Origin of the sequence: Lacticaseibacillus saniviri JCM 17471 = DSM 24301, from assembly GCF_001311785.1 — a bacterium.
Classification (GTDB): Bacteria; Bacillota; Bacilli; order Lactobacillales; family Lactobacillaceae; genus Lacticaseibacillus; species Lacticaseibacillus saniviri.
This window is the reverse complement of sequence record NZ_BBBX01000001.1, coordinates 200,268-215,883: the sequence shown is the minus strand read 5'-3', so window position 1 is coordinate 215,883 and position 15,616 is coordinate 200,268. Positions and strand designations below refer to the sequence as shown.

Annotated in this window: 3 protein-coding genes, 11 pseudogenes and 1 riboswitch; of the genes and pseudogenes, 11 read left to right on the top strand and 3 right to left on the bottom strand. The window is 49.5% G+C overall.

All coding sequences use genetic code 11. The annotated features are described in order from the left end of the window. Positions 1-18 precede the first annotated feature (18 nt). A pseudogene (gene rnjA, locus JCM17471_RS01030) lies at positions 19-1,698 on the bottom strand (ribonuclease J1). Positions 1,699-1,701: 3 nt separating this feature from the next. After that, a pseudogene (locus tag JCM17471_RS01025) lies at positions 1,702-1,915 on the bottom strand (DNA-directed RNA polymerase subunit epsilon). A 326-nt stretch (positions 1,916-2,241) separates the two neighbouring features. Here JCM17471_RS01025 and JCM17471_RS01020 point away from each other — a divergent pair. The 3 genes and pseudogenes from JCM17471_RS01020 to JCM17471_RS01010 all read left to right on the top strand — a co-directional run bounded on the left by JCM17471_RS01020 (position 2,242) and on the right by JCM17471_RS01010 (position 6,141). Then, on the top strand, positions 2,242-2,598 hold the full coding sequence (locus JCM17471_RS01020) for a hypothetical protein (protein ID WP_162208324.1): 357 nt from the start codon (positions 2,242-2,244) through the stop codon (positions 2,596-2,598). A 47-nt stretch (positions 2,599-2,645) separates the two neighbouring features. Next, positions 2,646-4,376: pseudogene (locus tag JCM17471_RS01015) on the top strand (ABC transporter ATP-binding protein). Then, a pseudogene (locus JCM17471_RS01010) lies at positions 4,373-6,141 on the top strand (ABC transporter ATP-binding protein). The pseudogenes JCM17471_RS01015 and JCM17471_RS01010 overlap by 4 nt, the downstream one beginning before the upstream one ends. Before the next feature lie 68 nt (positions 6,142-6,209). Here the strand turns inward: JCM17471_RS01010 and def are convergent. After that, a pseudogene (def, locus tag JCM17471_RS01005) lies at positions 6,210-6,765 on the bottom strand (peptide deformylase). Positions 6,766-6,906: 141 nt separating this feature from the next. Beyond that, positions 6,907-7,070: riboswitch (M-box (ykoK) riboswitch) on the top strand. A gap of 214 nt (positions 7,071-7,284) precedes the next feature. On the opposite strand from def, the gene JCM17471_RS01000 reads away from it, so the two are divergent. From JCM17471_RS01000 to JCM17471_RS00965, 8 genes and pseudogenes are all read left to right on the top strand, one after another. Further along, a complete protein-coding gene (locus JCM17471_RS01000) occupies positions 7,285-8,055 on the top strand; it encodes a hypothetical protein (protein ID WP_054776495.1) in 771 nt (256 codons plus the stop codon). Positions 8,056-8,370: 315 nt separating this feature from the next. Continuing rightward, positions 8,371-9,479, top strand: a pseudogene (gene pdhA / locus JCM17471_RS00995) (pyruvate dehydrogenase (acetyl-transferring) E1 component subunit alpha). A gap of 1 nt (position 9,480) precedes the next feature. Continuing rightward, positions 9,481-10,456: pseudogene (locus JCM17471_RS00990) on the top strand (alpha-ketoacid dehydrogenase subunit beta). Between the two features lie 17 nt (positions 10,457-10,473). Beyond that, positions 10,474-12,086: pseudogene (locus tag JCM17471_RS00985) on the top strand (dihydrolipoyllysine-residue acetyltransferase). Between the two features lie 2 nt (positions 12,087-12,088). Continuing rightward, positions 12,089-13,491 (top strand): annotated as a pseudogene (gene lpdA / locus JCM17471_RS00980) (dihydrolipoyl dehydrogenase). A gap of 154 nt (positions 13,492-13,645) precedes the next feature. Further along, positions 13,646-14,530 carry a Rossmann-fold NAD(P)-binding domain-containing protein gene (locus JCM17471_RS00975; RefSeq protein ID WP_054776494.1) on the top strand — a complete coding sequence of 295 codons (885 nt, stop codon included), beginning with the start codon at positions 13,646-13,648 and terminating at the stop codon, positions 14,528-14,530. A gap of 1 nt (position 14,531) precedes the next feature. Next, positions 14,532-14,797 (top strand): annotated as a pseudogene (locus JCM17471_RS00970) (UPF0223 family protein). Between the two features lie 9 nt (positions 14,798-14,806). Then, a pseudogene (locus JCM17471_RS00965) lies at positions 14,807-15,591 on the top strand (inositol monophosphatase family protein). Positions 15,592-15,616 lie beyond the last annotated feature (25 nt).

Here is a 15,616-nt window from a genome sequence, read left to right as displayed (position 1 = left end):
ACAGCGTTTGTATATGCATTAAAGCAAGATGAGCATTGGTAAAATCATTGGGTGACGTTCCGTCTTATCAAAGAGGAATTCCTGCAAATTACTGGTAATTGCATCTTTAACATGACCTCAGTGACCTTGTCGTTATCAGAGAAGACTTGCTTGATGGTGCGGTAAACTCGGCGTTGTGCCTGATTGATCAGCTCACCAGATTCACGCATGTAGATGAAACCACGAGAGAGCAAATCAGGACCAGCCAATACGGCTTGCTTTTGCATGTTGATGGTCGCAACCACCACCACGAGGCCTTCTTCGGATAACATCCGGCGATCGCGGATGACCGCGTTACCGATATCACCAATACCGTTACCGTCGATATAAACATCGCCAGCAGGGAAGTGACCGGCCACACGCGCGGAATCATCCGTCAAGGCGAGTACATCACCGTTTTCGAGAATAAAGCAATTCTCTTCAGGCACACCACACAACATAGCGAGTTCGGTATGAATCTTTTGCATCCGATATTCACCATGGACTGGCATGAAGAATTTAGGCTTGATCAAGCGCAGCATTAATTTCTGCTCTTCTTGACCACCGTGACCAGAAGTATGGATGTTGTTGACCTTACCGTGAATGACTTCGGCACCGGCTTCGCTCAGTTGATTGATGACGTGGTTAACACTTGTTGTGTTCCCAGGAATTGGATTCGATGAGAAGATGACGGTGTCACCAGGTTGAATACTGATTTGGCGGTGAGTCCCATTGGCAATCCGTGAAAGGGCGGCCATTGGTTCACCTTGCGAACCTGTACATAAAATCATGACTTCGTTTGCGGGGAGGCGATTGAGCTCGTGCGCATCAATCAACATGTCATCCGGAATATCCAGATATCCCAACTCGCGACCGTTAACGATTGCAGTTTCCATTGAGCGGCCAAAACCGCAATCTTACGACCGTGGGCCATAGCAGCTTCAGCAGCTTGGGCGACACGCGAGATGTTCGAGGCAAAGGTGGCGAAAATAATTCGACCTTCAATCCCGTCAAAGATGTGACGAATTGAATTCCCAACGAACCGTTCGGACTTGGTGAAGTTAGGAATTTCGGCATTGGTACTATCAGACATCAGTAATAAGACGCCTTCTTGACCCAATGCAGCCATTCGTTGCAGATTAGGGGCAGGTTGATCGCCCACGGGGGTCAGATCAAACTTGAAGTCACCCGTTTCAACAATCACACCTTGTGGCGTATGCACCGCAATCCCCAATGTGTCGGGGATACTGTGTGTGGTCCGGAAGAAGTCCACTTTGGTCTTGCGGAACTTGAGGACGGTGTCTTCGTCGATCACGGTCAGATTGGTACTCCGCAATAAGCCGTGTTCTTCTAATTTACCTTTGATTAAGGCTGCTGCTAAAGGTCCCGCATAGACAGGGACATTAGGTAACTGCTTTAAGAAGTAGGGAATCCCACCGATATGGTCTTCGTGGCCATGGGTGATAACGAGACCCTTGATTTGGCCTGGTTTTGCACCAGGTAAGAGTAATCGGAAATGACATAGTCGATTCCAAGCAAATCATCTTCAGGGAACTTGATTCCGGCATCGATGACGATGATTTCATCTTGGAATTGAACACCATACATGTTCTTCCCGATTTCGCCTAAACCACCAATCGCAAAGACGGCGGTTTCGTTATTTTTGACGTTGAGCTTCATTCGTTAAAACTCCGTCAGTTTAAAGTCTTCAGACTGTTGTTCAAATTCGAGGAAATTACCGGATAATTCCTGAACGAATTCGATGTTGTAAGGGGGTGTTTTCTTCAACTAATGCCCGCGCGTTAACAGCTGAATCAGCCTCTAAATAAAGGGTCTTAGTTGTTTCCCGACGTGGGTTACGAATCTTGTCTTCTTGGTACAATACTTTATAAATCATAAAGTGCTCCTTTCGATATACACAAAAATTGCCCTAACAGGTAGGGGATTTCTTGCTATGTCCGCTCATGTGTTGATCACTCAACAATTGTTTTTAGTGTAGCATAGCTGAATAAAAATGTATATTGGAATCGTCCCCAGGGTCGTGCTGGCGCTGGCAATCGGGTATACTGAAGAGAGGTTGTGAGGCAATTAACACAACCGAAAAGCGACTATTACTATAGAAAGGGCGACTATAATGCTCATTATTGTGATTCTTGTTATCGTGGCACTTTTGGCCGTTTGGCTGTACTGGCGGATTAGCCGCCGTAAAAAGCGTTGCGCTTATTGACGCGTCACAGTCAGAACCTGACTGATAAGGCCGTTAATCAAGCGCTACAGCAACAAAATTGGGTACAAACGCCGCTCAATTCGACACCGGTCAGTGATGTGTGGGGGCATGGGGTGATGGCATTTGCCTATCAGTTTGATGCCCCCGACGCAGACATCTCGCAGGCCTTGTTGGCCAGTGCGCTGGCGCAAGTGGCGGATGAAGAAGATATCGCACCGTCTGATGTGCGCTATCCCGCGTTTGAGGTGACCGATTTTTGGATCCGCAATCAAGAGGTCCATTTTGACGTCGCCTTTATGACCAACCAAGCGACGATTGATTATGTGACTGATATCGATCGCGTGAATCCATAATTGAAGTTTGAGAAAGGAAGCCTACATCGTCCTGATGTAGCATAAAAATGCGATTAATGTGGCGATACACTAAGCGCTATAAAGGCTTACTGGCGCTTAATTTTATCTTTGTTTTGGTTTTATCTTGATTGAATTGGGGTTGCCAACCTTGCTCGGTCAGTTGATTGATCACGGTGTGGCACCCAAGAATCCGGCCGAGGTGTATCACTTCGGGCTCTGGATGGTGTTAATCAACCTCATCGGGCTTGTGGGCCTGATTGGGCTGGCCTATACGGGCTCCAAACTGAGTACCAATATCATTCGCGACATGCGGGATGACATCTTTGAACAGGTGACACATTTCTCCCATGAAACCTATGGTGAGTTTGGTGTCAGTTCACTGATTACCCGGACCACCAATGATGCGTTTCAGGTCATGACCTTCTTACAGATGGTCTTTCGGACCGGCTTCATGACCCCGCTGATGTTTATCGCCAGTGGCGTCATGATTGTGCGCACAGCGCGAGACTTAGCTGGTGTGGTTTTTCTGGCGGTGCCTGTTTTGTTGATAGGCGTAGCGGTTATCGGCTATTTCTCCGAACCCATGTCGACACGTCAGCAGAAGAATCTGGATTGGGTCAACTTGACCTTGCGTGAAATGCTGTCAGGTATTCGCGTGATTCGGGCCTTTGTGCGCGAGAAGTTCTTTGGCGATCATTTTGAAGATGCCAATCGTGCCTACACCAAGAGCTCGATCTCACTCTACACGCTGATGGCGTTAGCCCAACCCGGCTTCTCGTTTATCTTTAATATCGTGTTTGTGATTATTCTTTGGTTGGGTGCCTTACAGATCAATGCTGGCCAAATGGAAATCGGGGCTTTAATTGCCTTTATTGAATATATTTTCCACGTCCTATTCAGCTTCATGTTGTTTGCCAGTGTCTTCATGATGTATCCACGTGCGGCCGTGTCTGCCAAGCGAATCGACGCGTTGTTGCAGGTGAAGAATACCGTGACAGAGAATCCTAATGGCATTACAACGACGACAACCCATGGTGAACTCGCGTTTGATCAGGTGACATTCGCTTACCCTGGTCACAGTGAATCGCCAATTCTGCGCGATGTGAGTTTTACCGCGCATGCGGGCCAAACGGTGGCCTTGTTGGCAGTACGGGGAGTGGTAAGTCGACCTTGATTCAGTTGATTCCGCGTTTCTTTGATGTGAATGAGGGCACGATTCTGGTCGATGGCCATCCGGTTTATGATTACAATCTCAAAGCGTTACGGGCCAAAATCGGCTACATCCCCCAAAAAGCGGTGCTGTTTTCTGGCAGTATTCGGGAGAACCTGCAGTACGGTGATAAGACGGCCAGTGATGAATCGCTCTGGGAAGCCTTACGGATTGCGGAAGCCGCAGACTTTGTCCGTGAGCTGCCGGAACAACTGGACACCGTGTTGAGTGAAGGCGGGAGTAATCTGTCCGGTGGCCAAAAGCAACGGTTAGCGATTGCGCGCGCATTGGTGCGGAAACCTGAAATCTATATTTTGATGACAGTTTCTCCGCCTTGGATTACGCGACAGATGCGCGGTTGCGGCAGAATCTTGCGGCAACGACCAGCGATAAGTTGGTCTTGATTGTGGCCCAACGCGTGGGCACGATTATGCACGCGGATACGATTGTGGTGCTCGATGAAGGCCATGTTGTGGCCACGGGGACGCATAAGGAATTGCTCAAAACCAGTCCCATTTATGCAGCCATTGCGGCATCTCAACTGTCAGAGGAGGAATTAGCCCAATGACAAGACTTCGACAATTCAATCAATTAATGCGGTTCTTGAAACCGTACCGCTGGACATTTATCGGTGCGATGGTGGCAACCGTTATCTCGGTTTCACTCAATGCACTGTGGCCCGTCATTATGGGGCTTGCTGTGACTGAAATCGGGAAGAACTTGGCCGCACACGTTGCCGTCAACATGCCATACATTCAATTCGTGGTTGTTCTCATTATCGCGGAGGCACTGGGTTATCAGATCACCATGTTTCTCTCCAATTATTGGATGACGCTGGCGGTTCAAAAAGCCATGCGCGATGTGCGTGAGAATCTGGCTGATAAGCTCAATCGTTTGCCCGTCAGTTACTTTGATGCACATCAGCAGGGAAATCTCTTGTCACGGATTACCAATGATGTGGATGCCATCACCAATGCCTTGCAACAGAGCGTGGTCCAGATTGTGACAGCCATCATCGGGATCTTAACGGCTGTCTTAATGATGGTCTTGATCAATCCACTGATGGCGGTCCTGTCACTGATCATGATTCCCGCTTCCATGTTGATTTCGCGCCTCATCGTGCATTATTCGCAGCCCTACTTTGATGGCCAACAAAACGCTCTGGGTGAATTGAACGGTTATGTGCAAGAAAACTACACCGGCTTCACCGTGCTCAAGGTGTTTGGTCAGGAAGAAGAGGCGACAACGGCTTTCAAACAGGTCAATCACCGACTGGCCGAGCAGGGCTTTAAGGCGGCGTTCATCTCTGGTTTGATGATGCCATTGGTGGGGATGACCGCCAATATGACGTATGCGGCCATGGCGACACTGGGTGGCCTCTATGTCATCAACGGCACCATCGCACTGGGTAATCTCCAAGCGTTTATTCAGTACATCTGGCAGGTCAATCAACCCCTGTCAACAATCACCCAGTTAGCAGGGGTGATGCAGAGTGCGGGTGCCGCCACAGAACGGGTCTTTGAGATTCTGAACGCGCCCGACCAAAAGTCGCTGATCAGACCGGAAAATTACCGGCACAATTGAGCGGCAAGGTTGTCTTCCGCGATGTCAGCTTCAGTTACCGGCCCGATCAACCACTGATCAGCCATTTGAGTTTTACGGCTAATCCCGGTGATACGGTGGCCATTGTTGGGCCAACCGGTGCGGGTAAAACAACGCTGATTAACTTACTGATGCGGTTCTACGACGTTGATTCCGGCGACATCGAGATCGATGACGTGAACACCAAGACAGTCGCACTAGAAGAGGTGCGGCGGCAATTCGGGATGGTGCTACAAGACGCGTGGTTGTATCACGCGACGATTGCGGACAACATCCGCTTAGGCCAGCTCGAAGCGACCGATTATGAAGTCGTTGATGCGGCCAAAACAGCGAACGTGGACCACTTTGTGCGCACGCTGCCGGATGGTTATCAGTTTGTGATCGATGAGGAAGCACAGAACGTCTCCCTCGGACAAAAACAATTACTCACCATTGCGCGGGCGGTCTTGGCCGATCCGAAGATTTTGATTCTGGATGAAGCGACCAGTTCAGTCGATACGCGCTTAGAACAATTGCTGCAAGAAGCGATGGATCGGGTGATGCAGGGGCGGACCAGTTTTGTCATCGCGCACCGGTTATCCACGATTCGCCACGCTGATCTGATTCTCGTGATGAATCACGGTCAGATTATCGAGCAGGGGAACCATGAACAGTTACTCGAACAAAATGGCTTCTACGCCAAGCTCTATCAGAGTCAGTTCGGAGATGCGGATGATTTAGGCACCGAATGACAATTGAAAAAAGGTAGTGACCTGACCCGAGGGGGTCGTCACTACCTTTTTTGTTGTGATGAGGTCAACTATTCAATGATGACCGCGTTAGGATCGAGCTTAAATGGCGCGTCATCGTTGATGTGGTCGTAGAACAAGATGCCATTTAGATGATCAATTTCGTGTTGGGCCACGATGGCAGGGTAATTCTTGAGCCGTAACTTCTTGGTCTCACCCTGCATGTTTTGGTAGCGCACGGTGATGCGATCGTGGCGGACCACATAGCCTGGGGATATCCTTATCAACGGACAAGCAGCCTTCACCTTCAGCGAGTGCCGCATCTTGCACACTGTGGCTGATAATCTTTGGGTTGATGAAGACTTCCTTGAGCAGGATTTCACCCTCAGCACCGGGTACTAGGACGGCAGCCATTGATTTACCGACTCCGACTTGAGGTGCGGCGAGGCCAACGCCTGGACGCAGATGATACTTTTCGTTTTCAGTTTCATCTTGGCTGATGACCAAGTAGTCCATCATGTCGTTAGCTAATTTTTCATCTTCTTCAGATAGCGGAAAGGTGACTTGTTCGGCCATTTGGCGAAGGACAGGTGCGCCATCCCGAGTGATGTCTTTCATTAAGTACACGAGCAATACCTCCGTAAATTCAGTTCCATAACAGCTTACCACATTGATTAGTGCCTGAAAAGCCAGTCATAGCAGATATTAGCCCTAATCGTTGACTTACGAGTGCGTCCTTGTTACACTGGAACTTGTAGATAAATAACTGGTGCTTTCCGTTAGGTGAGGCTCCTATACGAACAACGCTACTGCTCAGAAACATCGAGAGATGCCAATTGAGTCAACTGGAACTGTCTATCAAGGCTTTTTCTAACGTAGCTGAAGCTTGCTTCTAGGCGTATAGTGCTAAAACTAAACGATTGGGATGCAAACGATTCAGCGCGCACTCAATTGGTGGGCGTTTTCTTATTTTTAACGGATAGCGGTGCTTTTTTGGAAGAAAGGTGGTGACATAATGGAACAAACAGCTGTTGGCGGTAGTAGCGACAATGCAGATCCCGGAAGGTTTGTCATTGTGTCGCCACGATTTTATTTCATTTAATCACTGGTGGCATCGCAAGCCTCTCGGGTAGAGAGGAGATTACGATGTTGATGTATACACGTAGCGGGTTAAACCGCTTTGAAGTGCAAAAGGCCAAGCAACTGCGCGGTCCAGTGCACACACCGAGTAAGTTTCAAGTGCGTCAATTGCCATTAGGGCTTTTGGCGTTGGGTATGAGTTTGTTAATGTTTGGCGAGTTGCATCAAGTCCTGACCATCATCGTCGGGATTGCAATGAGCTTGATCGTTGTGGCGGCTGGTTACTACCGGCTTCATCAATGGCAAGCCGCATTGCACGTAGCGCCCAAGCAACGCGTCGCTGTGATTCGCGAAGGTCTCATGCGGGTAGTGACGGTGGCAGAACTCGTTGCACACGATCAACTGGTATTGTATGCAGGTGATCAATTACCTGTTGCGGTTATGGCTGACAGTGCAGCGTTCACCATTCCCTTTGGCGTTCACAAAGGCAGTCACAACGTTGTCGCTGCTGGCGCCATCGCTAACGAAAGCATGACTGTGGAGATTGCTGACGCAGATGCCGTTATGGCGGCGCGTAATGCGACTTTCAATCCATGGCAAGGGTCATTGGTTGAAAGCTTGATTTTCCAAGTTGTTGGCTTGGTCGCTGACCTTGTGGCACTGCTTCAAGTGAGCACCCGCCAAATTGCGGTTCGGATCAATCGGTTCACACAACCCATTCAAACATTCACAATTGCAGTTTTAGCGCAATTTCTTAACCAAATGACACTGATTGGCCACATTCGCCATCATGACCGAGAGGCCGCGTTTAGATATAACCAGACGCCTGTCTCGTGAAGCTCAGTTACTGGCCATTTGGCATCATATAGCAATCATTAAAAAAGGTCGCAGCCTCTGACTGCGACCTTTTTTTGTGTGCCATCAAAATTCGATCACGATGATACGCTTGTGTATTACTGCTTAATGGTCAACTGTGTTAGTCGGGTGTCATTAGCGCCGAAAAGGCCATGAAAACGGTATCTATCAATGAAAACCGCTTACTAAAAACGCTTGCAAAAACAAGTCAATAATGGTAAGGTCATATTGTGAGATTGAGAACTAATACAGTTTTTTACCTTAAATTACAACAGTTTCAGAAAAGGGGTTTTGATTATGGCAAAGCAACAATCAGCGGTTGATTTTGAGCAACTCTTAGCGAATCAAGCTGCAGATTTTCAAACCGTTCAAATCTTAGATGAAGTAGGCAAGGTCGTTCATCCTGAATTGATGCCTGACTTGTCCGATGAGCAATTGGTTGAACTGATGTCCCAAATGGTTTGGTCACGGGTTCTCGATCAACGGGCGACCGCTTTGAATCGCCAGGGCCGGCTGGGTTTTATGCGCCAACCGCAGGCGAAGAAGCCAGTCAATTGGGTAGTCACTTTGCGATGAAGCAATCCGACTGGTTGTTGCCAGGTTATCGTGATGTGCCGGAACTGGTTCAACACGGTTTGCCATTGTCAAAGGCATTCCTGTGGTCCCGCGGCCACGTTGAAGGCAATACTTATCCAGACGAATTACACGCCTTACCACCACAGATTATCATCGGTGCGCAATACGTGCAAACAGCTGGGATTGCGCTCGGCTTAAAGAAGAATGGCAGCGATGAAGTGGCCTTCACCTACACGGGGGATGGTGGGACATCACAGGGTGACTTCTATGAAGGGGTCAACTTTGCCGGTGCATTCAAGGCACCAGCCATCTTCGTTGTGCAAAATAATGGTTACGCCATTTCTGTCCCACGTGAAAAGCAAACCGCGGCGGTCACATTAGCCCAAAAGGCGGTTGCGGCAGGGGTTCCAGGAATTCAGGTCGATGGCATGGACGCATTGGCTGTCTACCAAGTGATGCATGAAGCTCGGGAATTTGTGGCAGCCGGCAACGGTCCCGTTTTGATTGAAACCTTAACTTATCGTTATGGGCCACATACGCTGTCGGGGGATGATCCAACCCGTTACCGGAGCAAGGAAACAGATGACCTGTGGCAAAAGCGGGATCCATTAGTCCGCATGCGCAACTACCTCACCGAAAAGGGCATCTGGTCACAAGAGCAAGAAGACGCCTTGATTGAAAAGACAAAAGAAGAAATTAAAGCCGCGATTAACGAAGCGGATCAAGCACCAAAGCAAACCGTGAGTCGCTTCTTGAAGGACACCTACGAAGTGGCGCCACAGAATGTGGCCGAACAACTGGCCCAATTCCAAGCAAAGGAGTCGAACTAAGATGAGTCAAAAAACGATGATTCAAGCGATCACAGATGCGCTTGACCTTGAACTGGCAAACGATGACAAGACATTAGTATTCGGGGAAGACGTTGGTAAAATGGTGGCGTGTTCCGGGCAACTGATGGCTTGCAAAAGAAGCACGGTGAGGATCGTGTTTTTGACACGCCTTTAGCCGAATCCGGGATCGGCGGCCTGGCCATCGGTCTGGCATTGACCGGCTGGCGGCCCATTCCAGAAATTCAATTCTATGGGTTTATCTTTGAAGTGATGGACAGTATCGGTGGTCAAATGTCACGGATGCGCTACAAGATGGGCGGCACACGCCAAATGCCAATCACCATCCGGGCACCATTGGTGGTGGTGTGCACACCCCTGAAATGCACAGTGATAATTTTGAAGGCTTGGTTGCCCAATTCCCAGGTATGCGCGTGGTTGTTCCAAGTAACCCATACGATGCCAAGGGCTTGTTGATCAGTGCCATCAGAAGCAATGACCCAATCTTGTATCTGGAACATATGAAGTTGTATCGTTCATTCCGTGATGAAGTACCTGATGAAGCGTATGAAGTGCCTTTAGATAAGGCCAGTGTGACACGTGAAGGTAAAGACATCACTGTGATTACTTACGGTGCCATGGTGCGTGAAAGTCTGAAAGCCGCAGATGCATTGGCCAAAGACAACATTGACGTTGAAGTGATTGACTTACGCACCATTGCCCCACTTGATGTGCAAACCTTGGTTGATTCCGTTAAGAAGACCCATCGCGTCGTTGTTGTCCAAGAAGCACAGCGGATGGGTGGCGTCGGTGCCAGTGTCATCAGTGAGATTTCACAACGCGCCGTCCTTTCATTGGAAGCACCAATCGGCTTAGTTGCCGCCCCTGATACACCTTTCCCATTTGGTCAGGCCGAAACCACCTGGTTACCAAATGCGACAGATGTTGAAGCTAAAGTGCGCGACACCATCAATTTCTAAGAGAAAGAAGGATACCCATGGCTTATGAATTCAAACTCCCCGACATTGGTGAAGGGATTGCAGAAGGTGAGATCGTCAAGTGGTTCGTCAAACCTGGCGACACCATCAATGAAGATGACACCTTACTTGAAGTTCAAAATGATAAATCTGTTGAAGAAATTCCATCACCCATTACAGGGAAAGTATTAAACGTTTTGGTACCAGAAGGTGAAACGGCGACAGTTGGCCAAACCTTAGTCCAAATTGACGATGGCACGGGTGCTCCCGCGGCAACAGAAGCGGCTGCACCAGCAGCACCGGCAACACCTGTGCCTGCAAGTACCCCTGCCGCAGCAGCGGTTTATCAGTTCAAACTCCCTGACATCGGTGAAGGGATTGCGGAAGGCGAGATCGTCAAGTGGTTCGTCAAGCCTGGCGACACCATCAACGAAGATGACACCTTGCTTGAAGTTCAAAATGATAAGTCTGTCGAAGAAATTCCATCGCCAGTGACCGGTAAAGTGGTCAATGTGTTGGTGGCTGAAGGTGAAACAGCAACAGTGGGTCAAGTGTTGGTAGAAATCGATGCCCCTGGCCACAATGACGCCACATCTGCTGCAGCACCGGCTGCTCCAGCAGCAACGGAAGCGGCCGCACCAGCACCTGGAACAAGCGGTGTCGTTGCCGTCAGTGATCCTAATCGTGAAATTCTGGCCATGCCTTCCGTTCGGCAATATGCCCGTGAACAAGGCGTGGATATTTCACAGGTACCAGCTACCGGCAAGCACGGTCGAATCACCCGTGAGGATATCGACGCCTTCAAGCAAGGCGCACCTGCCGCAGCACCAAGCGCTGCCCAACAAGCAACACCAACCGCTGCACCTGCCGCACCTGCTGCGCCAGCACCAAAACCAGTGGCACCGTATGTACCAGCTGCAGACGTCGCTGATCTTGAAACGCGTGAGAAGATGAGCCCAACACGTAAAGCCATTGCAAAGGCGATGTTGAACTCTAAGCAGACATCACCACACGTGACGAGTTTTGATGAAGTTGAAGTCTCCGCCATGATGGTTCACCGCAAAAGTACAAGGAAGTGGCTGCGGATAAAGGCATCAAGTTGACCTTCTTGCCATACGTGGTGAAGGCAGTGGTCTCCGTCCTGCGTGACTTCCCTGAACTCAACGCATCGATTGATGATTCAACGGATGAAATTGTCTACAAGCATTACTTCAATGTCGGAATTGCCACCAACACCGATCACGGGTTATACGTCCCAGTGATCAAGAATGCAGATGCAAAATCCGTGTTCCAAATCGCCAAGGAAATCAGCGATAACGCACAAAAGGCCTACGATGGCAAGCTGTCTGCTAAAGAAATGACAGGTGGCTCCATGACCATCAGTAATGTCGGCTCAATCGGTGGCGGCTGGTTCACACCAGTCATCAACCAACCTGAAGTGGCAATTTTGGGTGTCGGTAAAATTGCGAAGGAACCATACGTCAATGAAGCTGGTGAGATCGTCGTCGGGAACATGCTGAAGTTATCGCTTTCTTACGATCATCGGTTGATCGATGGCGCTTTGGCTCAGAGTGCATTGAACGCAATGAAACGCTTGTTGGCAGATCCTGATCTGCTGTTGATGGAGGGATAAACATGGTTGTCGGAGATTTCGCAATTGATTTAGATACCGTTGTCATCGGTTCTGGCCCCGGTGGTTACGTGGCTGCCATTCGTGCAGCGGAAATGGGCCAAAAGTGACCGTCATTGAACGGGAATTTATCGGTGGGGTATGTTTGAACGTGGGTTGTATCCCATCTAAGGCATTGATCTCTGCCGGCCATCGCTACCAAGAAGCGCTCGATGGTAGTGTCTTTGGGGTTCAATCCAAGGGCGCAACGCTCGATTTTGGTGTCACACAGGACTGGAAACAGCATCAGGTCGTTGAAAAACTGACCGGTGGGGTATCCATGCTGTTCAAGAAGCACAAAATTGATGCCATCATGGGTGATGCCTTCTTAAAGGACGATCACAGTCTGCGGGTGATGCAGAAAGATTCTGCCCAAACGTATAACTTTAACAACTTGATTATTGCGACCGGGAGTCGGCCAATTGAGATCCCTGGCTTCAAGTTTGGCGACCATGTTTTGGATTCCACGGGTGGTCTGAACCTGAAGACTGTACCAAAGGAATTCATCGTCATCGGCGGTGGCTACATCGGTTCTGAACTCGCGAGCGCCTATGCGAACTTGGGTGCGCACGTGACGATTCTTGAAGGCACGGACTCCATTCTGCCAAACTTCGAAAAAGACATGGTTCAACTTGTTTTGAAATCCTTTAAGAGTCGCAATATCGATGTCATTACCAATGCGATGGCAAAGGATTCTAAGCCAGTCGATGGCGGCGTCGAAGTCACCTACACGGTTGATGGTAAAGAACAGACCATCAAGGCCGACGATGTGATGGTCACGGTTGGTCGGCGGCCAAACACCAATGATATGGGCCTAGAAATTGCCGGTGTTGAAATGACCGATCGTGGTTTGATCAAGGTCGATAATCAAGGCCGCACAAACAAGCCGAACATTTATGCGATTGGTGATGTCGTGGCCGGCGCTGCGTTAGCGCACAAGGCCAGCTATGAAGGTAAAATTGCGGCTGAGGCAATCAGCGGTAAAGCCAGTGCAGTCGACTATAAGGCCATGCCTGCTGTCTGCTATACCGATCCCGAACTCGCGACAACGGGAATGACCGTTAAGGAAGCCAAGGATCAGGGGATTGATGCTAAGGCATCCAAGTTCCCATTTGCTGCGAATGGTCGCGCTTTGAGCCTTGCTAACACCGATGGCTTTGTCCGGATTGTGACGAATGCTGACAATACGATTATTGGGGCGCAAGTCGCCGGTCCTGGTGCATCAGATCTGATTTCTGAGTTGACACTTGCGGTTGAATCCGGGATGAATGCTGAAGATCTCGCGTTGACCATTCACCCCCATCCAACATTGAGTGAAGCCATCATGGATGATGCTGAAGTGGCATTGGGCTTACCAATCAATATTTAGTCTAGCGGGTACCAATGAACACACTAAAATAGAGGGATTGCGCCATGCGGTTGCGATCCCTCTATTTTGTTGGGTTGAAGGCCCTAAAGAAAAATATTTTGTGTTTATCAAGGGGATTCGCTACAATCAAAGCTAGAGATTTGGGGGAGAAAGTATGCAAAAAGTTGTGGTTTTTGGGCATCAACCGGTGACACAGGCGGTCGCTGCACAGTTGATTAGAAGCGCACAGCCGCTTCAAGTGGCCATCTATGAACCGGATCCACTGGTCATCGACTTAGACGGCTTGACAGCACTCAGTCAGATCAATCGCAATTCTTTTGTTCGGGGGAATTTGAAAGCATTGGCCGGCGCGGATGTGTTAGTCTTAACGGACTACGCACAGGTGACTGAGGCGGATTACCTCGATCAAAGCTTGGATGCGATGCGTAAAGTGATCAATGAGGCAATGGCTAATGGGTTTGCGGGCAAGATGTTGATTGCAACCCATGATGATGCCGTTCTCACTTACTTTGCCCAACGCTTCTCAGGTTTACCTAAGGCCAGTGTCTTCGGTGTTGGCACGTATGGGTTGAGCATTCAGCTGCAACAGGCCATCGCCGAGCAACTGTCTGTTCCCCAAGATGTGGTGACAAGTTATGTGGTCGGCACACGGACGGATTTTGTTGCGGGCTGGAGTCGCGCTTATGTGGCCTCGATTCCATTATTGAGTCTGTTGAATCTGCGCGATATGGCCAACACATTCTTGTCACAGGCCACGGATCAGTTGATGACTTTTAGTCAACAATCACCGATGTTTGTGATGCCTCAATTGGTTGAACGGGTGTTGCTGGCTACTAGCGGTGATAAGCCGTTATTTGCGCCACTGACACAGTTAATCGGTGATAGTGACATCGCTTATGCGGGCCCCGTGCTGTTGAATGAGGCCGGCATTTCGAGTGTTGCGGCCATCAAGGGTTCAGAAGCCGAAGAAAGTGCATTGAGTGAAATATTGACGGCGTTACAGCTTCAAGTGCGCCAAATTGAAACAAAGGAGAGTTAGCATGGTCCCAAATTACCAGTACCCGCTAGATTTTTGACTGGACAAAAGACGAAATGATTGCGGTGACGACATTTTTACCAACTCGTGGAGGACGCGTATGAACGCGGTGTCGACCGGGTGAATCTGATGGCAGCCTATCGCGGTTTTAAGCAGGTGGTACCCGACAAAGGCACTGAACGGCAACTCGATCGCCAGTTCAGTGAGCTTTCAGGGTATTCCCTCTATCGCGTGATGAAACAAGCCGCTAACACGGACAAAAGATTGTGAGGATGCCAAATGATCAACATTGAGCGCTTGCATCAAAACGTGACGACATGGTTAAAGACCAGTCGGCAACGCGTGCTGGCATTGATGAACGATCCGTTGACCGTCGCAACAAAGTCGAATCGCAATGACTTAGTGACGAATGTCGACCGCACCAATCAACAGTTTCTCATCGGGCAGATTCAGGCTGCCTATCCCGATGCTCGCATCGAAGGCGAAGAGGGCAAGGATCAAAAACAAAGTCGTTGGACGGCCTGGTATTTTTCGTCGATCCCATCGATGGCACGATGAATTTTGTGAAGGAACACAATTATTTTGCGATCATGATTGGTGTCTATGTTGATGGCAAGCCCGTTTATGGGGCCATCATGGATGTGATGCATGACACCATTATTGCTGGTGGTCACGGGTTTGCCATGCGCGCCAATGACACACGCTTGCCCGCGTTAGCTGACGAACCGCTCGCTGCAGGCTTGATTGGGTTGAATGGGCCCATGCATGCGCACAATCGCCTCGCTGTTGCCGATATTGGCATGGCGAGTTCCGGTGTGCGGATGATCGGTAGTGCCGGCATGACCTTCGCGGATATCGCCCAGGGTGCATTAATCGGGTATATCTCTTACCTGCAACCTTGGGACGTGGCCGCAGCGCTAGCAATTTTGGGGCATGCAGGCGTTATTTTTAGTCGCCCAGACGGCAGCCAACTCGACCTGTTAACACCGGGAATCGTAGTGGCCGCAACCCCTCAGGCACATCAAACCATCATGACAATGATGAATGATGCCGCAACAAATTAAACGGATTTTCTGAAAATAGAGACAC